24 protein-coding genes are annotated in these 21,686 nt (G+C 70.2%); 11 read left to right on the top strand and 13 right to left on the bottom strand.

What is annotated here, in order from left to right:
* Positions 1–15: 15 nt before the first annotated feature.
* A complete protein-coding gene (locus ACSHV8_RS27620; protein ID WP_436520140.1) occupies positions 16–657 on the bottom strand; it encodes a GTP cyclohydrolase II in 642 nt (213 codons plus the stop codon).
* A gap of 83 nt (positions 658–740) precedes the next feature.
* Here ACSHV8_RS27620 and ACSHV8_RS27615 point away from each other — a divergent pair, with 83 nt between their 5' ends.
* Positions 741–1,466, top strand: a complete 726-nt coding sequence (locus ACSHV8_RS27615; protein WP_436520138.1) for a RibD family protein — start codon at positions 741–743, stop codon at positions 1,464–1,466.
* Here ACSHV8_RS27615 and ACSHV8_RS27610 read toward each other — a convergent pair.
* Genes ACSHV8_RS27610 through ACSHV8_RS27590 form a run of 5 tightly spaced genes read right to left on the bottom strand, consistent with a single transcriptional unit; the run spans position 1,439 to position 5,818 of the window.
* Positions 1,439–2,518 (bottom strand): lysylphosphatidylglycerol synthase transmembrane domain-containing protein, encoded by a 1,080-nt coding sequence (locus tag ACSHV8_RS27610; protein ID WP_436520136.1) that lies wholly within the window; start codon positions 2,516–2,518, stop codon positions 1,439–1,441. The genes ACSHV8_RS27615 and ACSHV8_RS27610 overlap by 28 nt on opposite strands.
* Before the next feature lie 60 nt (positions 2,519–2,578).
* Positions 2,579–3,331, bottom strand: a complete 753-nt coding sequence (locus ACSHV8_RS27605; protein WP_436520134.1) for a class I SAM-dependent methyltransferase — start codon at positions 3,329–3,331, stop codon at positions 2,579–2,581.
* A complete protein-coding gene (locus ACSHV8_RS27600; RefSeq protein ID WP_436520132.1) occupies positions 3,328–4,386 on the bottom strand; it encodes a glycosyltransferase family 4 protein in 1,059 nt (352 codons plus the stop codon). The genes ACSHV8_RS27605 and ACSHV8_RS27600 overlap by 4 nt, the downstream gene beginning before the upstream one ends.
* Positions 4,383–4,784 carry a 6-pyruvoyl trahydropterin synthase family protein gene (locus ACSHV8_RS27595; RefSeq protein ID WP_436520130.1) on the bottom strand — a complete coding sequence of 134 codons (402 nt, stop codon included), beginning with the start codon at positions 4,782–4,784 and terminating at the stop codon, positions 4,383–4,385. Before ACSHV8_RS27595 ends, ACSHV8_RS27600 begins: the two co-directional genes overlap by 4 nt.
* A 59-nt stretch (positions 4,785–4,843) precedes the next feature.
* Complete coding sequence (locus tag ACSHV8_RS27590) at positions 4,844–5,818, bottom strand: dehydrogenase (RefSeq protein WP_436520129.1); 975 nt, start codon at positions 5,816–5,818, stop codon at positions 4,844–4,846.
* Between the two features lie 83 nt (positions 5,819–5,901).
* Between ACSHV8_RS27590 and ACSHV8_RS27585 the strand changes: the two genes are divergently transcribed.
* Complete coding sequence (locus ACSHV8_RS27585; RefSeq protein WP_436520127.1) at positions 5,902–6,675, top strand: CDP-alcohol phosphatidyltransferase family protein; 774 nt, start codon at positions 5,902–5,904, stop codon at positions 6,673–6,675.
* Here ACSHV8_RS27585 and ACSHV8_RS27580 read toward each other — a convergent pair.
* Entirely contained in the window at positions 6,659–7,543 is an 885-nt protein-coding gene (locus tag ACSHV8_RS27580) for an ABC transporter substrate-binding protein (RefSeq protein ID WP_436520125.1), read from the bottom strand. The genes ACSHV8_RS27585 and ACSHV8_RS27580 overlap by 17 nt on opposite strands.
* 179 nt (positions 7,544–7,722) lie before the next feature.
* On the opposite strand from ACSHV8_RS27580, the gene ACSHV8_RS27575 reads away from it, so the two are divergent.
* Positions 7,723–8,388, top strand: coding sequence for an HAAS signaling domain-containing protein (locus tag ACSHV8_RS27575; protein WP_436520123.1), 666 nt, complete (start codon positions 7,723–7,725; stop codon positions 8,386–8,388).
* Between the two features lie 177 nt (positions 8,389–8,565).
* Here the strand turns inward: ACSHV8_RS27575 and ACSHV8_RS27570 are convergent, their stop codons facing one another.
* A complete protein-coding gene (locus tag ACSHV8_RS27570; RefSeq protein ID WP_436520121.1) occupies positions 8,566–9,465 on the bottom strand; it encodes an alpha/beta hydrolase in 900 nt (299 codons plus the stop codon).
* A 155-nt stretch (positions 9,466–9,620) separates the two neighbouring features.
* On the opposite strand from ACSHV8_RS27570, the gene ACSHV8_RS27565 reads away from it, so the two are divergent.
* On the top strand, positions 9,621–10,010 hold the full coding sequence (locus ACSHV8_RS27565) for a hypothetical protein (RefSeq protein WP_436520120.1): 390 nt from the start codon (positions 9,621–9,623) through the stop codon (positions 10,008–10,010).
* On the opposite strand, the gene ACSHV8_RS27560 is transcribed toward ACSHV8_RS27565, so the two are convergent.
* Positions 9,972–10,340, bottom strand: a complete 369-nt coding sequence (locus ACSHV8_RS27560; RefSeq protein ID WP_436520118.1) for a hypothetical protein — start codon at positions 10,338–10,340, stop codon at positions 9,972–9,974. The genes ACSHV8_RS27565 and ACSHV8_RS27560 overlap by 39 nt on opposite strands.
* A gap of 178 nt (positions 10,341–10,518) precedes the next feature.
* Between ACSHV8_RS27560 and ACSHV8_RS27555 the strand changes: the two genes are divergently transcribed.
* The 4 genes from ACSHV8_RS27555 (at position 10,519) to ACSHV8_RS27540 (ending at position 15,690) form a co-directional block, all read left to right on the top strand.
* Positions 10,519–10,788 (top strand): hypothetical protein, encoded by a 270-nt coding sequence (locus tag ACSHV8_RS27555; RefSeq protein ID WP_436520116.1) that lies wholly within the window; start codon positions 10,519–10,521, stop codon positions 10,786–10,788.
* Positions 10,789–10,893: 105 nt separating this feature from the next.
* Positions 10,894–12,279 (top strand): nucleobase:cation symporter-2 family protein, encoded by a 1,386-nt coding sequence (locus ACSHV8_RS27550; protein ID WP_436520114.1) that lies wholly within the window; start codon positions 10,894–10,896, stop codon positions 12,277–12,279.
* Positions 12,280–12,651: 372 nt separating this feature from the next.
* Positions 12,652–14,496, top strand: a complete 1,845-nt coding sequence (htpG, locus tag ACSHV8_RS27545) for a molecular chaperone HtpG (protein WP_436520112.1) — start codon at positions 12,652–12,654, stop codon at positions 14,494–14,496.
* Between the two features lie 348 nt (positions 14,497–14,844).
* Entirely contained in the window at positions 14,845–15,690 is an 846-nt protein-coding gene (locus ACSHV8_RS27540; RefSeq protein ID WP_436520110.1) for a hypothetical protein, read from the top strand.
* A 30-nt stretch (positions 15,691–15,720) separates the two neighbouring features.
* Here ACSHV8_RS27540 and ACSHV8_RS27535 read toward each other — a convergent pair whose 3' ends face one another.
* The 3 genes from ACSHV8_RS27535 to ACSHV8_RS27525 form a co-directional block, all read right to left on the bottom strand.
* Positions 15,721–16,059: a hypothetical protein gene (locus ACSHV8_RS27535; protein WP_436520108.1), complete on the bottom strand. Its 339-nt coding sequence runs from the start codon at positions 16,057–16,059 to the stop codon at positions 15,721–15,723.
* On the bottom strand, positions 16,052–17,761 hold the full coding sequence (locus ACSHV8_RS27530) for a hypothetical protein (RefSeq protein ID WP_436520106.1): 1,710 nt from the start codon (positions 17,759–17,761) through the stop codon (positions 16,052–16,054). The genes ACSHV8_RS27535 and ACSHV8_RS27530 overlap by 8 nt, the downstream gene beginning before the upstream one ends.
* Before the next feature lie 192 nt (positions 17,762–17,953).
* Positions 17,954–18,112, bottom strand: coding sequence for a hypothetical protein (locus ACSHV8_RS27525; protein ID WP_436520104.1), 159 nt, complete (start codon positions 18,110–18,112; stop codon positions 17,954–17,956).
* Positions 18,113–18,244: 132 nt separating this feature from the next.
* On the opposite strand from ACSHV8_RS27525, the gene ACSHV8_RS27520 reads away from it, so the two are divergent.
* Together ACSHV8_RS27520 and ACSHV8_RS27515 are read left to right on the top strand one after the other, a co-directional pair.
* Entirely contained in the window at positions 18,245–19,756 is a 1,512-nt protein-coding gene (locus ACSHV8_RS27520; RefSeq protein WP_436520102.1) for an MFS transporter, read from the top strand.
* Entirely contained in the window at positions 19,753–20,361 is a 609-nt protein-coding gene (locus ACSHV8_RS27515) for a TetR family transcriptional regulator (RefSeq protein WP_436520100.1), read from the top strand. Before ACSHV8_RS27520 ends, ACSHV8_RS27515 begins: the two co-directional genes overlap by 4 nt.
* Here ACSHV8_RS27515 and ACSHV8_RS27510 read toward each other — a convergent pair.
* A complete protein-coding gene (locus ACSHV8_RS27510) occupies positions 20,344–20,883 on the bottom strand; it encodes a TetR/AcrR family transcriptional regulator (RefSeq protein WP_436520098.1) in 540 nt (179 codons plus the stop codon). The two genes, ACSHV8_RS27515 and ACSHV8_RS27510, sit on opposite strands and share 18 nt — an antisense overlap.
* A gap of 72 nt (positions 20,884–20,955) precedes the next feature.
* On the opposite strand from ACSHV8_RS27510, the gene ACSHV8_RS27505 reads away from it, so the two are divergent.
* Positions 20,956–21,627 carry an SDR family oxidoreductase gene (locus ACSHV8_RS27505; RefSeq protein ID WP_436520096.1) on the top strand — a complete coding sequence of 224 codons (672 nt, stop codon included), beginning with the start codon at positions 20,956–20,958 and terminating at the stop codon, positions 21,625–21,627.
* The last annotated feature ends 59 nt before the right edge of the window (positions 21,628–21,686 follow it).

Here is a 21,686-nt window from a genome sequence, read left to right as displayed (position 1 = left end):
GGGTGGAACCGGGGGTCACTCGGCCAGGGGCAGTTCAATCGTGTGGGAGGTGTGTGACGCTTTGGCCCGCAGGTAGCGGACATTTGCCGCAGACATGTGCACACCGGTCGGGATCTGCTGGGTCACCTCGATGCCGAGAGTGTCCAGCTGGGACGCCTTGTCCGGGTTGTTGCTGAGCAGCCGGATCCGGTCGGCGCCGACCGCCAGCAGCATCTGCGCGGCCGCGCTGTAGTCCCGCTCGTCCTCGCCGCGACCCAGGGCGACATTCGCCTCGTACGTGTCCAGGCCGTCGTCCTGCAGCGCGTACGCGTCCAGCTTGGCGTACAGGCCGATGCCCCGGCCCTCCTGTCGCAGGTAGAGCAGGAAGCCGCCCTGCTCGGTGATCCGCTCGGCGGCCTCGCGCAGCTGCGGACCGCAGTCGCAGCGCTGGCTGCCGAACACGTCACCGGTCAGGCACTCGCTGTGCGGGCGGACCAGCGGCGCCCGCCCACCGGCGGCCGACTTGGTCAACGCCCGGCGCCAGTCACCCAGACCGAGCAGCAGGTGCTCGCGGTCGTCGGTCAGGCCGTCGAACGTCATCACCTGAGCGGTGGTCACATAGCCGTCGGAAAACCGCAGCGGCACGGTCACCTGCCGTCGGACGGTGGCCTTCAACATCGGTCCTCCCCATTTTTACGCCGGTGGCTGAAGCTGTGCCCGGAGATCGGCCGCCGCACACCGCGGATTATCGTGGACGCACGATGGCTGAGCGTCCGTACACCTTGTTGAGTTGTGGGATGTCGATCGACGGTTATCTCGACGACACCACCGAGGAGCGTCTGCTCCTGTCCAACGACGCGGATTTCGACCGCGTCGACGATGTGCGCGCCGGCTGTGACGCGATCCTGGTCGGCGCGGCGACGATCCGCCAGGACAATCCGCGCCTGATGGTCCGCTCGGCGCAGCGCCGCGCGGCCCGGGTCGCCCGCGGCGAGCCGGAGAACCCGGTGAAGGTGACCATCACCAGCCGCTGCGACCTCGACCCGGCGGCCGCGTTCTTCACCACCGGCGAGTCCGAGAAACTGGTCTACTGCGCCACGCCGACCGCCGGCCAGGCCCGTGAACTGCTCGGCGGCGTCGCCACGGTGGTCGACGGCGGTGACCCGGTCGACGTGCACCTGGTCTCGGCCGACCTGGCCGCGCGGGGCGTGCGGCGCCTGATGGTCGAGGGCGGCGGCACCATGCACACCCAGTTCCTGACCCGTGATCTCGCCGACGAGCTGCAGCTGGTGGTCGCGCCGTTCTTCGTCGGTGACTCGCGGGCACCGCGGTTCGTGCGCGACGGGGTCTTCCCGGCCGGCCCGAAGAACCGCGCCCGGCTGGCCGAGGTCCGCCGGCTGGGCGACGTGGTCCTGCTGCGCTACGCCCTGTCCGAGAGGTTCGCGGGACAACGGGTGGATCAAACCGGGGCCCCGCTCGAACTGTAGGCCGGCTGCCGGACCGTGGTGCGGCGGATGCGCACCGGGATCGGCGCCGGTGAGGTGGCCACGACGGCGGGGGAGACGGGTGCGATGACCTGCACCCGGAAGGCCGGCTGGGCCGGGCGCGTCCGCATCTTCTGGACGGCGCGGACGGCGACGACGATCGCGCCGGGGGCGGCGGCGACGAACGCGCAGATCCCGTAGGCCACCGCGATCGTCACGCCCTGCTCGGCGCTGAGCCCGGCCGCACCGAACGCCCAGGCCATCACGCCCTCGCGGGGGCCCCAGCCGCCCACGTTGAGCGGGATGCCCATCGCCAGCAGGGCCAGCAGCAGCATCGGGGCCAGGGTCAGCATCGACGTCCCGTTGCCGGCGACCCGGGCCGCGACCACGAACGTCGCCAGGTGACCGAGAAGAACCATGGCCGACGCGAACAGCACGCCCGGCCAGTTGCGCCGGGCCAGCAGTCCGGCGCGGATCTCCGAGGCGCCGGTGCGGGCGGCGCCGGCCAGCTTCGAGCCGCTGCGCCGGACCCGCCGGGCGATCCCCAGGACCAGCAGCGCGGCGATCGCGAGGACGGCGGCGACGATGGCGATGATGTGCCCGTGCGCACCGAGCAGGGTCAGGACCGGCGAGGGTACGGTCACCAGCACCGCCCCGCCCACGACGAGAAGCACGATCTGCCCGGCCGTCCGCTCCAGCACCACGGCCCGGACACCGCGACCGACGTCACCCTCCTCGCGCCCGTGCGACACGGCCCGCCCGACGTCGCCGAGCACCCCGCCGGGCAGCGCCGCGTTGAGGAAGAGCGCCTGGTAGTAGTCGGCCGTCGCGTCCTTCAGCGACAGCCGCATCCCCAGGCCGCGGGCGACCAGGCACCAGCGCCAGGCGCTGAGCACGGTGGTGACCACGCCGATCCCGAAGGCCAGCGCCAGGGTGCCGCCGTCGAGCACCCGCAGCCCGTCCACGAACGCGCCGGTGCCGAGTCGCCACAGCACCAGCGCGATGATCGCGGCGCCGCCCAGCAGGCGGGCCCAAGCCCAGAACGATCGGCTCACTTTTACTCGTCCCCTCGTCGATCCCTCAAGGACTAGTACGCCCGACCGCCGGGCCTCGGTTCAGTCGAAGATCGCCAAAACATCCTTGTGCCCGACGGCGATCGTCGGAAGATCGGCCGTCCGAGTCGCCAGATAGTCGTCGAACTGCAGGTCAGGGCGTTGCTCGACGGCCGCGCCGACCCAGCCGCGCAGCCATTCGGCGGTCAATTCCGGTCGCTGCGGGCCGAGCTGCCAGGGACTCTCCCGGATGATGACGCGTGCACCGGCCTTCTCGAACGCGGCCGCCGCGTAGTCCGGCGCGTCCGGCCCGAGCTTGGCGTCCCGACGCTGATGGGCGTTGAACGCGTCCCGCACCTCGGCGTCGCGCGGATCGGCCGGCTCCAGGGTGACCACGCCGGTCACCGAGAGCGTGAACAGCGCGTTCGTCCGGGACTGGGCGCACACCTCGACCAGCCGGTCGATCTGCGGCGCGGTCAGCAGGTCCAGCAGCGCCGAGCAGGTGACCAGGTCGGCGCCGGTCAGGTCGTCGCGGGTCAGCGCGGTCACGTCCCGCTCGTCGATCGCCACGTTGACCCCGTCCGGCATCCGGTCGGCGGCGATCTCCAGCAGGTCGTGGTCGCGGTCGGTGAGGATCCAGAGCTGCGGGACCGGCAGCCGCGGCGCCAGCCACCGCCCGAGCGAGCCGGTGCCGCAGCCCAGATCCCGGATCACCTTCGTGGGCGTGGGCAGCCGCCCGACGAGATCCAGGGAGCGGGCGTCGGCGTCGGCGGGCTCGCGCAGGCCCAGCCAGTCGGCGCTGAATTCTCCGGTCATGCGGTTCCTTCCTCGATTTCTCTCAGGATCTCAGTGATGCGGCGGGCGGTCTCGTCCCAGCCGGTCAAGGTCTCGCGGCGGGCCTCGGCTCGCGAGCGCCAGAGTCGCCGCAGATCAGCGTCGGTCAGCCAGGCCCGCAAGGTCTCGGCCAGGGCATCAGGATCTTCAGGAGCCAAAAGCTTCCCGGGTACGGCATCAGCCCCGCCCCCGCCGCCGGGGGAGGCCACGACGCCCAACGCCTCGGGGACGCCGCCCACCTCGGTGGCCACGACCGGCAGCGCGTGCGCGAGCGCCTCGGTGATGACCATGCCGTAGGTCTCGGCGCGCGACGGGAGCACGAAAAGATCCGCGTCCGCGTACGCCGCTTCGAGTTCCGCCCCGGCCAACGGTCCGGCAAAGCGGATGTGCCGGGTATCCGCGGTCAACGGGCGGCCCGCGCCCACGAATGTGACCACCCAGTCCAGATCGGTGAGCTGCTCCAGCGCGCTGAGCAGCACGTCCTGCCCCTTGCGCAGCGTCAGCGACGCCACGCAGAGCAGCCTGTGCCCGGTCGGGGAGGGGATCGACGGCGTCGCCCGATCGACCCCGGGCGCCGCGACGTGCACCTTCGCCAGCCCGTGCATCGCCGCGACATGAGCCGCCGCCTGGGTGCTCGTCGCGATCACCCCGGCCGCCAGGTGCAGCGCCCGGCCTTCGAGAGTGCGCAGCTCGGCCGCGTCGGCCGGGGACAGTCCGGTCTCGTCGCTCAGCGGCAGGTGGACCAGGATGACCAGGCGCAGACGGGCGGCGTGCGGTTCCAGCACCTCCGGCACCCCGCACGCGACCAGGCCGTCGAGCAGCACCGTGGCGCCGTCCGGGAACTCGGCGAGCACGCGGGACAGGTGATCCCGATCGGTTTCGGCGGGACGGGGCCAGGTGCCGGGGGCGGCTATCTCCCGTACGGGAAACCGGTCGTGAAGTTGATCCAGAACGGCCCGGTCGTAGCGGTTGCCGCCGCTGGGTGCTGCCGGATCGTCGACGCCGGCCGGCAGCACCGCGTGGAGCGGAAAGCTCACTTCAGGGTTCGCTCGTAGCTCGCCCAGGCGATGTGCGACTCGTGCAGGGTGACCTCGACGCCGGTCAGGCCGGACGCGCCCGGGCCGAGTTCGCCGGCGCCGATGCGGACGGCCAGCCGGTCGGCGATCAGCTTGGCCAGGAACTCGGTCGACGTGTTGACGCCGGAGAACTCCGGGTCGTCGTCGAGGTTGCGGTAGCTCAGGCTGCCGCAGATGGTCTTGAGCTGCTCGGACGCCAGGCCGATGTCCACGACGATGTTGTCCTGGTCCAGCTCCGGGCGGCGGAAGGTGGCGTCGACCACGAAGGTGGCGCCGTGCAGCCGCTGCGCGGGTCCGAAGACCTCGCCGGAGAAGCTGTGCGCGATCATGATGTGGTCGCGGACGGTGACGCTGAACAAGGGCTCACTCCTCTAGTCGCGGATCTTCATCTGCACAACGGTTACCCGAGCCGGAAAGATCAATTCCCGTCCGGGTAGTCGATCACGTGACACAGGGCGGGCAGGCCGCCATCGGCCAACCGGGGCATGACCGCGGGCAGCTCGTCGAAACCCGATCGACCGGTGAGCAGGGCCTCGAAACGGTCGTCGCGGAGCAGCTTCAAGGCCAGAACCAGGCGTTCCGCGTACGTGCGTCCGCGCTCCGGACGAATGCCACCGACCTGGCTGCTGCGGATCGTCAGGCGCCGGGAGTGGAAGTTCTCGCCCAGCCGCAGGGGGACGTCGCGGTCGCCGTACCAGCTCAGCTCGACGACCGTGCCCTCGGTCCGCAGCAGTTCGAGCGAGCGGGCCAGGCCGGCCGGGTTGGCGCTGGCGTGGATGACGAGGTCGCGCTCGGTGGCCGCGTCCTCGGGCCGGGCGAAGTCGGTTCCCAGTGCTGCGGCGACGGTCTTCCGGGCCGGATCGGCGTCGACCAGCTGGACGTCCGCACCCGGGAAGCCGGCCAGGATCGCGGCGACCGAGGCGCCGACCATGCCGGCGCCGACGACCGTGATGCGGTCGCCGACCTGGGGGTGGGCGTCCCAGACGGCGTTGACCGCGGTCTCGACGGTTCCGGTGAGGACCGCGCGGCGGGCGGGGACGTCGTCGGGGACGACGGTGACTTTCTCGCCTCCGACGACATATCGGGTTTGGTGCGGGAAAAGGGAGAAGACGGTCTTCCCGATCAACTCGGGAGCCCCTTGCTCCACCACGCCGACGTTCAGGTAGCCGTACTTCACCGGCCCCGGGAAATCCCCGTCCTGGAACGGCGCGCGCATCGAGGCCCACTGGTTCTCCGGCACCCGCCCCTGGAAGACGAGTGTCTCGGTGCCCCGGCTGACCCCGGAGTGCAGCGTCCGCACCAGCACCTCGCCCGGACCGGGCTCCGGCACCGATTCCGTGCGTAACTCGCCCGATCCGGGGGAAGTGACCCAAAAGGCCCTCGCGTCGAACACCTGACAACTCCTCTGAACCGAAAGTCCTCGACAAGCGTGTGTGTGGAGGACAGCGCGGTTAGACCCTAAGTCCAGGAGGCATGGTGACCATCACTACCGCCACGACGACCCCGTCCCGGGCGCCTTTCGCCGGGTTCGCGGCCCAGCTTGCGCTGCTTGCGCTGCTGGCCGGGACTGCGGGACTCACGTTGGCCGGTGGGATCGCCGGGATCGCGTACGGCGCGGTCCTCTGCGCCCTGCTCGGCACCGCCCTGGACCGGGCCGGGATGACGTTCCTCGGCTGGGCGAACCTGGTCACGTTCGGCCGGGCCATCCTCACCGGCGGAGTGACCGCCCTGGTCACCAGCTCGATCCTCGGCAACGAGATCCCGGTCTGGCTGCTGGTGACGATCGCCACAGTGGCACTGGCCATGGACGGTGTCGACGGCCAGGTGGCCCGCCGTACCGGCACCACGTCGGCCCTCGGGGCGCGGTTCGACATGGAGGTCGACGCGTTCCTGATCCTGGTCCTCAGCGTCTACGCCGCCGTCACGTACGGCTGGTGGGCGCTGGCCATCGGCGCGTTCCGGTACGCGTTCGTCGCCGCCTCCTGGGCCCTGCCCTGGCTGAACGCGGCGCTGCCGCCCCGGTTCTCCCGCAAGGTCGTCGCCGCCCAGCAGGGCGTGCTCCTCGCCGTCGTGGCCACCGGGCTGCTGCCGACGTGGGCCGCGATCGGCACCCTGGCGATCGCGCTCGGGTCGCTGAGCTGGTCGTTCGGTCGGGACATCGCCTGGCTCCACCGGGCGTCACGCGTCCGGGAGGCGGCCCGCACCCGCTGGTCCACCCACTCGATGACGCTGATCACCGGACGCGCCTGATCGTTCCCGGTCTGGGTTCGGGCACCGCGTCCGGGTGCAGGATCGCCGCGATCGCCTCGACCCCGTCGACCAGCCGCGGACCCGGACGCACCACCAGACCGTCCCCGTCGATCGCCCAGACCTGGGCGTCCGGGAAGTGTGGCAGCACCCGCTCGGCCTGCCGCACCGCGCCGTCCAGGTGAAACCCGCACGGCGTGACCAGCACGACCTCCGGCCCGGGTGCGGCCAACTCGGCCCAGGACACCTGGACCGACCGCCGCCCGGGCCGCGCCGCGACCGCCTCACCACCGGCCGCGGCTACCAGATCCGGAACCCAGTGCCCACCGGTGAACGGCGGATCCACCCACTCCACGATGGCCACTTTCGGTCGCGGCCGGTCGGCCACCGCCCGTTCCACCGCGGTCAGCCGTGCCTCAAGACGACCGACAAGATCCAAAGCCGCTTCCCGTACGCCGGTGGCCGCGCCCACCTCCACGAACGTCGCCAGCACCTCGCCGAGAGTGTGCGGATCGAGACTGAGCACCCCGGCCGAACAGCCCAGATGCGTGAGCGCGTCCTCCACGTGCCCGGACGGCAGCGCGCACACCCGGCACAGGTCCTGCGTGAGAATCAGATCCGGCGCCAGCCCGGCCAGCGCGTCCGCGTGCAGCGTGTAAAGATCCCCGCCGGCGGCCATCCGCGTCCGCACGTAGTCGTCGATCTCGCCCGGCGTCATCCCCCGGGTGTCCCGCCCGCCGACCACCACGGTCTTCTCCGACCGCGCCGCGGCCGGCTCATCACACTCGAACGTCACCCCGACCAGGTCGTCCCCCAACCCCAGGGCGTAGACGATCTCGGTCGCGGACGGCAGCAGGGAGACCACACGCATACCCCGACCCTAGGCCGCGCACCCGCCCGGCGGCCGCCTCCTCACGCTCCCGCCCGTCGGACCTAGGCCGAAAGTCTGATACCGGCGCTCCGGAATACACCCCTGGTCCGATGTGCGAGGCACACACGCGGGTCGATGCTGGACCGCATCGCCGCCTCGCCTCGCGAAGGGGAACCGACATGACACCCGCGTCTTCCACCGACTCACCGGCCGCCACCCTGGCCGGCCCGGCCACGCCCTACCTGCCGCCGGCCGGGGCGACCGCCGGGCTGTCCCACGGCGACGCGGTGGTGCTCGACTACCTGGCCGAACTCTGGGCGGCGAGCGGCGACCTCCCGCCCGACCTGCGGGACGAGCTGATGCGCACGGTCACCGACTACGTGGCCGCCCGCCGCGAACCCGGCGCCGACCCGGGCCCGGTGCTGAGCCGGTTAGGGCCCCCGGAGCACCTGGCCGCCGCCACCCGAAGAGGGTTCCTCCCGGTCCACCTCCGCCTCCCGGCCCCGTCCCCGGCGCCACCCCAGCAGCCCCGGGTCGCGGTGGTCGGCGGCGCCGAGTCCGCCGCACTGGCCCTGCTGATCGGCGGCACCTTCCTGATGCCGGTGGTCAGCCCGGCCGCCGGCATGCTGATCGCCACCGGTTCGTCCCGCTGGACCCCGGCTCAGAAGGCGGCCGGCTGGGTCATGACCGCCGGTTCGGCCGCTGCCGCTTTCCTGGCCGTGCTGGTCCTGGCCGGCCTCGACGTGGCGGCCGGCCCGGTCCTGGTCTTCGGCTACCTGGCCGCCTGCGCGGGCTCCGTCATCGCCGGCCTGTCCCTCCTGGCCGGCATGCGCTCGCACCCCTGATTCCCACCCCGTTCCCCCAGCGCCGCCGAGGCATCCCGGGGAGCCGGCTGCGGTGGGTGGGCCGGCGGCGGGAGCGGGTGGGCCGGCTGTCAGGGGTGTCTCGACGGTGCTGAGGCGCCCCTGGGCGGCGGTAGTGGGCAGCACGGGCGAGTGCTGCAGGTGGGTGTCGTCGGTGGGTCAGGCCGTCGGGGGCAGGGGGTCGGCGGGCTCGCCGAGGATTTCGGTGAGGACCTGGCTCCAGACGGCGCGCGGCGGCATCTCGTGGCCCACGCCCTCCAGCCACACCAGCCGCGACCCGGGAATGACCCGGGCCAGCTCGCGCGGATGTTCGGCCGGGAACCGCTGGTCCAGCGTCCCGTGCAGGATCAGCGTGGGCACCTCGATGGCGGCCAGCCGGTCCCGCACCGGCGGCCCGTATCCGGCCCGCCGATGATTCACCCGCGCTGTCCCCAGATTCCCGGACCGGTCGAACACCCGCTCGGCGAGGCGGCGCAGCTGTGGTTCGTCGGGCGTGAACGGCCCGCCCCGGGCCCGGATCTCGGCGATCAGCCCGGTCACGGCGGCCCGCCGGTTGGACCAGTCCACCTCGTCGGTGGTGGTGCGGACCCGCACCGACGTCGCCGGCGGTGTCCGGACCGCGGCCACGGCGGTGACGCCGGCCAGGACCGGGGTGGCGTCCGGCCCGAGCCCGGCGCTGGTCGCGATGAGGGTGAGCGACAGGACACGATGTGGCTGCTCGACGGCGATGCGCTGGGCCAGCGCCCCGCCCAGGGACAGCCCGACCAGGTGCGCGGCCGGTACGCCGAGCGCGTCGAGGACACCGAGCGCGTCGTTCATCAGGTCCACGCCCGAGTACGACGCCCCGGCTGGGAACACGCTGGATCGGCCGGTGTCCCGATGGTCGTAGCGGATGACGAATCGCCCGCCGGCGGCCAGCCGGCGGCAGAACTCGTCGTCCCACCAGTCCATCGAGTTGGCCTCTCCGGCCAGGAGCAGGAGAGGCGGGTCGGTGCGCTCGCCGAAGGTTTCCAGGCACACCTGGATGCCGTTGACCGGCATCATCGTCTCGGTCACCACCAGGCCATTGTGGCGGTGCTCACCGACAGTCAGGTTAAAACGGGATCACAACGGATGACGAGATCAATGTGAACAAACTGCGCCCGCTGAGCGATCGAGGGTCGGAACCGCCGAGTTCCCGAGGTCGCGGCCGTGCCTGTGATTGACTCCGTCACGTGGATTTACCGGAAATGTCGGAGTTCGAGGCACATCGGACCGAACCGGACGCGTCGTTCGAGGGCACGAAGGTGCCGGGGCTGAGGGCCGAGTTCTTCCGGCGCCCCGAGGGCGACCGGATCGCGAGCGTGGGCCGCTACTCGTTCGACGGCGAGGAGTTGCTGCTCGCCTGGGGTTACGTGGACGAGGAGCATTGCCGGCACAACGCCGTACGTAATGAATCGGGGGGTTGGTTTCCGGCGCAAGCCGGGTGTCCCCAGGTGCGGATGATCAAGCACGGCCAGGCCGTGATCGGCCTGGCCGTTCGCGCGCCCACGGGCGAATGGGTGCGCGCGGGATGCGGCTCGGGGTCAGCGGCCGGTGTCCGTGGCGGGCACGGCGGCGCGTGACTGGTTGCGGACGACGCGCAGGGAGACCGCGGTCAGCCCGATGGCCACCAGGAACAGGGCCAGGTGCAGGTACGGGTTGACGATCGGTACGAATCCGATCACCGCGACCGGGATCTGGACGACCGCGATCAGTGCGGCCATCAGCCACCGGCGGCGGCCGGTCCACAGCATCGCCGTCCACACCGGCGCGGACACGACCAGCAGGGTCAGTGCGTCGAGGACGGCGTGGAAGTAGGTGTTGTGAACGTTGTTGTGGGCGAACGCCTGGGCCGGCGCGGCGATCCAGAGACCGGCGACGAGGACGGCGAGAACGACAGCGGCACGACGCATGGGGTTCCTCCAGCGCTATCAAACCGTTGCTGCGAGTAATCACGGTATAAACGCGACGGGTGCCCGGTAAAGCCTCATGCGGATTCATTCGCCTGGAATGGCACAGTCGCTTTCCGTACCCATGATCTTGCCTGAACGGGCCACTGTGACGCCCAGTGATGATCACTAGCCTGCTCACGTGCGGTTGATCGAGTTGGCTATGGCAGCAGCAGTTACGGTGAGTGTTTCCGGTGTGTCTTACGCAGCGTTAAACCCGGACAAACTTCAGGCGAACGCGCAGGTGGTGGCCGACAAGGCGACGTGCCGGACCGTGGAGACCGCGATCGTCGGGTTCATCGCTGTGAACGGCACCGACCCGACGTCGATCGCGCAGCTCAAGCCCTATGTCGACGGGGACATCACCCGCTACCGGATCGTCAAGGGGCGGGCGGCCGGCCCCGGCTGCTGAGTTATTGGTATACCAAATTCACGAGGTCGTTACGCGCCGACCTCTGTAGAAAACATTCGATATCCAGAATCCGCGAAACGTTGCTTCCACCCGGAAGGGTTTCGCATGTCCACAGCGGTCACGACCAAGCACCCGGTCGACCAGAGGTTGCCGTTCGGCCGGCTCGCCGTGCTCGGCCTGCAGCACGTCCTCGTCATGTATGCCGGCTGCGTCGCCGTGCCGCTCATCGTCGGCGGCGCGCTCAAACTCGACGGCTCGACCATCGCCGTCCTGGTCAACGCCGACCTGTTCGTGGCCGGCATCGTCACCGTCATCCAGAGCCTGGGGATCGGCAAGATCCTCGGCGTGCGCCTCCCGGTCGTCGCCGGGGCCACGTTCGCCGCGCTCAACCCGATGATCCTGATCGGCGCCAAGTACGGCATGCCGGCCGTCTACGGCGCGATCCTCGCCTCCGGCGTCTTCGGCCTGCTGATCGCCAAGCCGTTCGCGAAGATCATCCACCTGTTCCCGCCGCTGGTCACCGGCACGGTGATCACGATCATCGGGCTCTCGCTGATCGACGCCGGGGCCGGCCTGATCGCCGGCAACGACGACAGCGCCCCCGGATACGGGCAGCTCAGCCACCTCGCCCTGTCCGGCGCGATCATCCTGCTGATCGTCCTGATCAACCGCTTCACGAGCGGCTTCCTGGCTTCCCTGTCGGTGCTGATCGGCCTGGTCTTCGGCCTGATCGTCGCGTCGATCATGGGCCTGAGCGACTTCTCCGGCGTCGGCGACGCCAACTGGTTCGGCCTGGCCAAACCGTTCTACTTCGGCCCGCCCGAGTTCAAGGCGGCCGCGATCGTCTCGATGTGCATCGTGATGCTCGTCATCTACGTCGAGTCGACCGCCGACATGATCGCCGTCGGCGAGGCGGTCGGCAAGCGCCCGACCGAAAATGACGTCGCCCGCGGCCTGGCCGCCGACGGCCTCTCCGGCATCCTGGCCGGCGTCTTCAACTCGTTCCTGGACACCGCGTTCGCCCAGAACGTCGGCCTGGTCCAGGTCACCCGCGTCCGCAGCCGCTACGTGGTCACCGCGGCCGGCATCATCCTGGTCCTGCTCGGCCTGATCCCCAAGCTCGGCGAGATCATCGCCGCGATCCCGGGCCCGGTCATCGGCGCCGCCGCCCTGGTCATGTTCGCCACGGTCACCGCCGTCGGCATCCGCAGCCTGCGCCGCGTCGAGTTCGACGGCACGCAGAACCTGCTGATCATCGCGGTCTCGCTGGGCGCCGGCATGGTCCCGGTGGTCGCCCCGAACTTCTACGCCAAGTTGCCCGACGAGCTCCAGATCATCTTCGGCAGCAGCATCACCACCACGGTCATCGTCGTCTTCCTCCTGAACCTCCTGTTCAACGGAGCCCCCGGCCGGACCCCGTCCCCGGAGACCGCCGACCCCACCGGAGTCGCGGAAATCCCGGAGGCGATCCCGCCGGCCAGGTCCGCCTGAGCCCAGCACGCGGCGCGGACCCCTTCCGCGCCGCGTCAACCCCAAGATCAAATTTTTCATTGCCTATCTCCGCCGTGGTCCGGATCGTCGCTCCCGCGGGGACCCTTCCGACCCTCGCAGGCCGCTGGCGCGGCCAGAACGCGAGGCCCGCAAGGGCGACGTGGTCTTTTGGTTGCGGTCAGAGCAACAAACCCGCTGACGAGCCCCGGGCGGTGGCCCGCGAGGTCGGCGGATGGCAGCGCTGACCGGAACGGATCAGGGTTGCGGCCGGCCGGGTTTCGCCCCGGAGGCGGCGTCTACCTGTGGTGCTGACCGGAGCGTGACGGCGTCGTCATACGATCGCCCTGAGACACCGGACAAGGACGGAAACGGGTGACGATGGAGACGTTGGAGTTCCAGGCCGAGGCGCGCCAGCTGTTGCAGCTGATGGTCCACTCGATCTATTCGAACAAGGACATCTTCCTGCGTGAGCTGATCTCGAACGCGTCCGACGCGCTGGACAAGCTGCGCCTGGCCAAGCTGCAGGACGGGCTGGAGGCGGACACCTCCGACCTGCACATCGAGATCGAGGCGGACACCGAGGCGCGCACGCTGATCGTGCGGGACAACGGCATCGGCATGACCCGCGAGGAGGTCGTGGCGCTGATCGGCACGATCGCCAAGTCCGGGACGGCCGAGCTGCTGGCCAAGATCAAGGAGGCGTCCGAGAAGAAGGGCGACGCCGAGCTGATCGGCCAGTTCGGCGTCGGGTTCTACTCGACGTTCATGGTCGCCGACAAGGTCACGCTGGTGACCCGGAAGGCCGGGACCGAGGGGCACGGCACGCGCTGGGAATCCGCGGGCGAGGGCACGTACACGATCGACGACGAGCCGGACGCGCCGATCGGGACGACGGTCACACTGCAGCTGCGACCCAAGGACGAGGAGGACGCGCTCTACGACTACGCCGACGAGTGGCGGATCAAGGAGATCGTCAAGCGGTACTCGGACTTCATCTCGTTCCCGATCCGGCTCGGCGACGAGACGCTGAACTCGCAGAAGGCGCTCTGGGCCCGCCCGCGCAGCGAGGTCACCGACGAGGAGTACCACGAGTTCTACAAGCACATCAGCCACGACTGGAGCGACCCGCTCGAAATCATCAACATGAAGGCGGAGGGCACCTTCGAGTACGAGGCGCTGCTCTTCATCCCGTCGCGCGCTCCGCACGACCTGTTCCAGCGCGACGCCCGCCGCGGCCTGCAGCTCTACGTCAAGCGCGTCTTCATCATGGACGACAGCAAGGAACTGATCCCGGACTACCTGCGCTTCGTCAAGGGGGTCGTCGACGCGGCCGACCTGTCGCTGAACATCTCCCGCGAGATCCTGCAGCAGGACCGGCACATCCAGATGATCCGCCGTCGCCTGGTCAAGAAGGTCCTGTCCACGATCAAGGACCTGATGAGCAGCAACCCGGAGAAGTACGCGACGTTCTGGCGCGAGTTCGGCCGGGCGGTCAAGGAGGGTCTGCTCAGCGAGCCCGACAACCACAAGCCGATCCTGGAGATCGCGTCGTTCGCGACCACCGCGCAGGACGAGCCGACCACCCTGGCCGCCTACGTGGAGCGGATGAAGGAGGGCCAGGAGGAGATCTACTTCCTGACCGGTGAGTCCCGCGCCCAGGTCGTCAACTCGCCGCACATGGAGGCGTTCGCCGCCGAGGGCTACGAGGTGCTGATCCTCACCGACCCGGTCGACGAGATCTGGGTCGACGCGGTCCCCGACTTCGACGGCAAGAAGCTGCGCTCCATCGCCCGCGGATCGGTCGACCTGAAGAAGGACGAGGAGGAGAAGGAACCCGAGGGTGACTTCGCCCCCCTGCTCGGCTTCCTCAAGGAGAAACTCGACGAGCAGGTCAAGGAGGTGCGCCTCTCGCACCGCCTGACCACGTCGGCGGCGTGCCTGGTCAGCGACCAGGACGACATCACCCCGGCGCTGGAGAAGATGTACCGGGCGATGGGCCAGGAGGGGCCGCGGGTCAAGCGGATCCTCGAACTCAACCCGAACCACCCGCTGGTCGCCGGGCTGCGCTCGGCCCACGAGAAGGGCGCGGAGGACCCGGCGCTGCCGGAGACCGCCGAGCTCCTCTACGGCACCGCGCTCCTGGCCGAGGGCGGTGACCTGGAGGACCCGGCCCGCTTCGCCAAGCTCCTCGCCGACCGCCTGGCCCGCACGGTCTGACCTGTTGTTCCGCGAGACGCGGCCCCACCCGGGGCCGCGTCTCGTTCGTCCCGGCAGCGGGTCAGGCGCAGGATCAGGGCGGCCCGCGTCCGGGGTTTTGTGGTTTGACCGCGACCAGCAGCGGACGTCGCCCTTTCGGGCCTCGCGTTCTGGCCGCGCCAGCGGCCTGCGAGGGTCGGAAGGGTCCCCACGGGAGCGACGATCCGGACCACGGCGGACCTGGGACATGAAGATCTTGAATGTGATTTTGAAGGGGCCGACCGGGTGACGCGGGCCGACTGATCGTCCAGGGAATGTGGACCGCATCATTCCTTATGTGACTGTCGTCGATGTCGTTATGCTCCGGGAATGAGGTGCGAGGTCTGTGGTCTCGACAATGACCCGTCGCTCGACTACTGCGACAATTGTGAGAACGAGCTGCGGGAATCGCCGACCGCGGTGATTTCTCCGCGGCAGCCCGCGCCGCGGCCGGCGGCGGTCACGGCCGGTGATTACGACGATGACGAGACGCCGGTGCAGCCGGGTTTTCAGGATCGGATGGCCGAGCCTCGTCCGCTCGGCAAGCCGGTGCTCGTCGGGGTGGCGGTGCTGGCGCTGGCCGGTGCGATCGGTGGTGTGGTGCTGGCCTCCCGGGACGGTGGCAACGCCGCTCCGGCGCCGACAAATCCGCCTTTGACCAGCGCATATACTGCTCCGACGAGCGACTTTGCGACGACTGCGGCGACGAGTGCCGCGCCTGTCGTCGATCGTGGGGCTCAGGGGGCGGCGCTGGATCGGCTGCTCGTGCGCAGCAAGCAGAGCCGTGACAAGCTCACCCAGGCGAACGGTGCGGTGTTCCGTTGTTCCGGCCTGGCCGGGGCGATCGCACGACTGCGTGAGGTCGGTACCGAACGGAATCAGGAACGGGCGGATCTGAAGGTTCTGGATCTGTCCGGGATTCCGAACGGTGAGGCTGTCCGGGGCGCGCTGGACTCGGCGCTCGCGCATTCTCTGAACGCCGACAAGTATTACGTCAAATGGGCTCAGCAGAAGCAGGCGAACGGCTGCCGGGATACCTCCTCGTCGGAGTTCCAGCGGATCGCCGGCGACGATGAGTCACAGGTCGCCGGCACCGCCAAAGTGCAATTCCTGTCGTTGTGGAATCCGGTCGCTGGTGAGCTCGGCCTGCCGGTGCGGGACCGGCAGGGCATCTGAGGAGGCCACCGGCGACCGGGGCCGGCGTCGTCAGCCGACGACGCCGTGGATGGCGGCGATCAGGGCGGTCAGCGCGGCGAGTGCGTCCGTGCTCGGCCCGGCCACCTCCTTGAGGTCCTCCAGCAGGGTGCGGAAACGGCTGGTGCGGGTGAGCTCGGCCGCCGGCGCCGCCTGCAGTTCGTCCAGGGTCCTGGCGGCGGCCACCGGGTCGGGAAACGCGCCGAGGTCGTTGCGGACCCGGCCCAGCAGGTCGGCCACCTGGGTCGCGGTGAGGCCGTTGACCTGCTGGTTGAAGGTGTTATGGTCGCCGCCGAAGTTGTTCTGGCCGCCGTTGACGTTGCCGATCTTGATCGAGGGTCGTTCAGCCATTCCGGGTGCCTCCGTTGTTGAACGTGTTCCCGCTGCCGCCGAAGTTGTTCTGCCCGCCCGAGACGGTGCCGATCTGGATGTTGGTGTTCTGCTCGGTGATGTGGTTGATCGCCTGGCGGAATTCGAGCGGGTCGACGCCCCGCGCGACCAGGTAGTCGATGATCGCCTCGCCGGCGATCCGGTCGACGAGTTTCACGTACTTGATGCCGTCGAGGCGCTGCAGGAAGCTGTCCAGGTCGGGCGCCGACGCGAGGTCGCGGATGCTGAACGTGGCGCCGTAGTCGTGGGTGCGGAACTCGGCCGCCCGTCGGACCGATCCGTTCATGTTCAGTCGCAGCCGGATCGCCCGGCGCAACGACCGGGCCAGCCGGTACGGCCCGGCGACCATGTCCACGATCGCGTTGCGCAGGACCCCGCCCAGCGCGTACGCCCCGGCCTTCTCCGGCCGCAGGGTGTCCGGCAGCCGGCACTCGGGGCGCAGCGGCGCCTGGACCGTGCCCAGGAACTCGGCGTAGAGCATGCCGCCCTCGACCGCGACGTGCACGAACGCGCTGACCGAGATGCCCAGCGCCTGCGCGTCGAGGATCACGTCGCCGTTCTCGTCGTGGATGGCCTTGCCGCGGACCGGGATGACCACGCGCAGGTACTGCCGTAGGCCGCCCTGCGGGCACGCGACGATGGTGTCCACGGTGCTCGGGTCGGCCAGCGTGTACGGCATCCGCGACACCGGGTCGATCACCGGGTCCTTCTCGTCGCGGACGCCGTCGGCCACCACGTAGGGCCGGACCGACAGGCCGGTGACCTGCTGACCCTCGTCCAGCCAGTCGGCCCGCATGTTCTCGATCGCGGTCTTGAGCCGGTTGTTCAGCTCGACCGGGTCGATCGCCACCGGCTGCTCGGGCCGGATGCCGGACGCGTCGCGCTGGCGCAGCGTGATCGCGAACGACCAGGCCTGCTCGATCGTGCCGCAGCCGATGAACGGGTCCTCGTGGTGCACCACCACGTTGCCGCGCTGAGCGGCGGCGATCTGGGCCAGGCGGTCCTCGATCAGGGTGTCGCGCATCTTGCGGCGCTGGTGGGCGGCGCCCGGCGCGAACTCGGTGGTGATGATCCGGTAGTCGTCGCGGCGGAACCCGTAGGAGACCCCGACGACGCCGAGCAGGACGATCAGGGACGGCCACGGGTGGTCGGCGCCGATGGCCCCGGCCGCCGCGTCGAGCAGGCCGTGCGGCACGAACGTCCACACCAGGTAGCCCAGGCCGACCGCCGATCCGGTCAGGAGCCAGTAGATCCACCATCGCAGGAACCCGAGGTGCAGGCGTTTCAGCAGTTGCTGGAGGGTGGCCGAGCGGGAGATCCGGATCAGCACGCCGAAGAACGCCGCGACGAGTACGACCAGCGGGTTCAGGACGAACGCGATCAGCAGCAGGACCGAGGCGCAGAACTGCTGCAGGGCGTCGCGGCGACGGACCCGGAAACACTGGCGCACGATCGGATCGAGGTCGAAACCGTGCGACGGCGGGACCGAGCGCCGCATCTCGCCGATCAACTCGCCGACCACCCGGTCGGCGAAACCGGGCACCGCGAAGGCGGCACTGCACAGGTACCGGGTCGTATGGCTGAGGCGGTCGCTGGACCGCGTGTAGGCGGGCATCGAGAGCGGGGCGCGGGTGGCCCCCGGGCGTTCGTGCAGGGTTGTCATCGGCGTCAGTCCGGAAGTCGGCGGAGCGCGGAGATCCTGATTGGACCGACGTTAGGGCTGGTCACTCGGAGTCGTCATCGGACTACCGGGTGACGCCGAGGGCTGCCGGGGTGATGCCACCTCAGCCGTTCGCCAGATCGGAGCCGCCGGGCCGGCTCAGCCGCCGGCCTGCTCTCAGCCACCGGCCTGGTCTCAGCCGTTGGCCAGGTTGACGAAGAACGTGCCGATGTTGGTGAAGATCGTGGCGACGCCGTCGCCGATGCTGCGCGCCACGTCGGCGGCCGGGCCCGGGTTCGTGCCGATCCAGAAGACCAGCAGGAACAGCAGCACCCAGCCCAGGATCTTCTTCACGTCAACCCCACCCCCACATCCCCATTCATGATCCTCACACAACATGAGAGATCTGTGGGAAAGGCACGCCCAAACCTGAGAGGACTCTGAGGAAACTGGAAGTCACTATGTTTTGACAGTTACTCTCATTTCATGGCTACTTCCAAGGCGCGCTGGTTCGCGCTCGCCGCTCTGGCGTTCTGCACGCTCGCCGTCGGACTCGACGGCACGGTCCTCAGCGTGGCGCTGCCCACGCTGGCTCACGATCTCGACGCCACCACCGGTGACCTGCAGTGGTTCACCAACTCGTACCTGCTGGTCCTGGCCGCGGCGCTGCTGCCGGCCGGCATGCTCGGCGACCGGTACGGCCGCAAGCGGTTCCTGCTCGGCGCCCTCGTGCTGTTCGGTGCGGCCTCGGCCTGGTGCGCCTGGGCCGGCAGCACCGGCCAGCTGATCGCCGCCCGGGCCGTGCTCGGCCTGGCCTCGGCGGTGATCATGCCGCTGATCGGGGCCGTCCTCACCGTCGTCTTCGACGAGCGGGAACGCCCGCGCGCGCTCGGCATCTGGGTGACCGCCAACGCGCTCGGCATCCCGCTCGGGCCGCTGCTCGGCGGGTGGCTGCTCGACCACTTCTGGTGGGGCTCGGTGTTCCTGATCAACCTGCCGATCGTCGCGTTCGGCCTGCTCGCGGTGTTCGCGTGGGTGCCCGAGTCGCACGGGGACCGGGAACGGCGGGTGGACCTGGGCGGGGTGGTGCTCTCCGCGGCGGGGCTGGTGCTCACGACGTACGGAATCATTGAAGCGGGTGAAAAAGGCCTGGGTGACCCGAAGGCGGTCCTGACGATCGCCGGAGGCGTCGTCGCCCTGATCGGCCTGGCCCTCTGGCAGCGCCGTGCCCAGGCGCCGCTGATCGACCTCGGCCTGTTCCGCTCGCGCGGCTTCACCGGCGGTTCGGTGCTGGCCACGGTCGCCAGTTTCGCGTTCTTCGGCCTGCTCTTCGCGCTGCCGCAGTTCTTCCAGGCGGTCGGCGGACACGACGCTTTCGGTACGGGCCTGCGCCTGCTCCCGGTGATCGGCGGCCTGCTGGTCGGCGCCCGGCTGGCCGACCGCCTGGTCGGACGCTTCGGCGCCCGGGTCGTCGTCGGCACCGGGCTGGCGCTGATCGCCGGAGCGCTGTTCGCCGGCGCGAACACGGCCGTGGACTCCGGTTACGGCTACGTCGCGGCCTGGGTCTCGGTCACCGGGTTCGGCCTCGGTCTCACCCTGCCGCCGTCGATGAACGCGGCGCTGGCCGCACTGACCCCCGAGAGCAGCGGCGTCGGATCCGGGCTGATCCAGGCGATGCGGCAGGTCGGCAGCGCGATCGGGGTGGCCGTACTCGGCACCGTGCTCAACGCCGGGTACCGCGACGAGATCGACGCCGCCGGGCTGCCCTCGGCCGTCCGGGACAGCGCCGCCTCCGGGGTCGCGCTCGCTCAGCGGGCCGGTGACCCGGGGATGCTGGACACGGTCCGGCACGCGTTCACCCACGGCATGGACGTCGCGCTGGTCACCACCGGGTCGGTCGCGGCGGCCGGGGTGCTGCTCGCGCTGATCCTGCCCCGGCACACGCGGCGCCCGGCCCCGGCCGCGCCGGAGACCGTGCTGGCAGAATCGGGGGTATGACAGCGACCCCGACCAGCCTGCGCGAACGCAAGAAGGCGAAGACCCGGGCGGCCATCCGCGAGCACGCGATGCGGTTGTTCGAGGAGCAGGGGTACGCGTCGACCACCGTGGACCAGATCGCGGAGGCCGCCGAGGTCTCGCCGAGCACGTTCTTCCGCTACTTCCCGGCCAAGGAAGACGTGATCCTGATCGACGACTACGACCCGATGCTGGTCGAGGCGATCCGGGCGATGCCGCCGGAGGTGCCGCCGATCGAGGCCGTCCGGCGGGCGTTGCGTGACGTCTTCTACAACCTCGCGCCCGAGGTGTGGGAGAGCGAGCGCCGCCGGCAGAGGCTGTTCAGTGAGGTCCCGGAGCTGCGGATGCGGGCCATGAACCAGATGGCCCAGGCGCTGGACCTGATCGCCGAGATGATCGCCGAGCGTTCCGGGTTGCCGGTCGGCGACATCCGGGTGCGGGCGATGTCCGGCGCGATCGGCGGCGTGGTGCTGGCGCTGCTGCCGCCCGGCCGGATCACCGGTCGGAGCTCGCTCGGCCCGGCCGACTTCGAGCAGCTGATCGAGGGGCTCGACCTGCTTCAGAAGGGCCTACCCCTCGCCCAGTGACGCCAGTGCCGCGGCGAGGATCTTCTCGGAGATCTCGGTGCCGGCGGTGGCGCGGGACAGGATCAGCGCGCCGACCATCATGCTGACCGCGGCCAGATTCGGCTCGTCCTCGGTGCCCAGCATGCGGGCATAGGCGTCCACCCCCTGGGCATAGGTCTCCCGCGCCGCCTCGCCGCCCGCTTCGCGTGCGACATCGCCGGCAAAACCGGCCGTCGGGCAACCCGCTCCGGGCTCATCCCGATGTTCCTTCGAGAGGTACGTACGGACGAACGCCCGCCGGGCCGTCTCGCCGTCGCCCGTGACACGACTCGCCTGCTCGGCGAAAGCGTGCGCGATGGCCTCGGTGACCAGCGCGTCCTTGGACTCGAACTGCTTGTAGAAGCCGCCGTGGGTCAGCCCGGCGGCCGCGCTCACGTCGGCGACGCTGACCCCGGCGATGCCCCGCTCCCGGAAGAGCCGGGCCGCCGTCGTGACTATCCGCTCCCGGTTTTCCCTGGCCTGTGCCTGCGATACCCGTCCCATGCGCTCAACTATAGATGACGTGTGTCATCTATTACCTTGCGCGCTTTAGATGACGCTCGTAATCTAATCGGCATGGAACTTACCAACGCCGTCGCCGTCGTCACCGGAGCCAACCGCGGGCTCGGCCGTCACCTCGCCGCCCAGCTCATCGAACGCGGCGCCAAGGTCTACGCCGCAGCCCGCAACCCGCAGAGCATCGACCTGCCCGGCGCGATCCCGCTGCGCCTCGACGTCACCGACCCGGCGTCGGTCGCCGAAGCCGCCGCGACCGCCGCCGACGCCACCCTCGTGATCAACAACGCCGGCGCCGCCACCGGGCAGGACCTGCTCGGCGGCGACCTCGACCTGATCCGCGCCGAGCTGGAGACCAACTACTTCGGTCCGCTCGCCGTCACCCGCGCCTTCACCCCGGTCATCGAGTCCAACGGTGGGGGAGCGGTGCTCAACGTGCTCTCCGTGCTGTCCTGGCTGCACCCGGGCGGGTTCGGGGCGTACTCGGCGACCAAGGCGGCGGCCTGGGCGCTCACCAACGCGACCCGCGAGCAGCTCGCGCCCAAGGGGATCACGGTGACCGCGCTGCACGTCGGCTACATGGACACCGACATGGCCGCGTTCGTCCCGGCCGACCAGAAGGTCGACCCGGCCACGGTCGCCAAGCTTGCCCTGGACGGGATCGCCGCCGGCGCCGCCGAGGTCCTGGCCGACGACGTCTCCCGCCAGGTCAAAGCCGGGCTCTCCGCCTGACCCCGCCTCGCCTGACCCCGCCCCGGCCGGCCGCCGGCCCGGCCGCCGCTACCCGGCTC

The organism is Actinoplanes sp. HUAS TT8, assembly GCF_051380535.1.
Lineage (GTDB): Bacteria > Actinomycetota > Actinomycetes > Mycobacteriales > Micromonosporaceae > Actinoplanes.
Note: the sequence above shows the minus strand (reverse complement) of the source record. Positions and strands in the feature narration are given on the sequence as shown.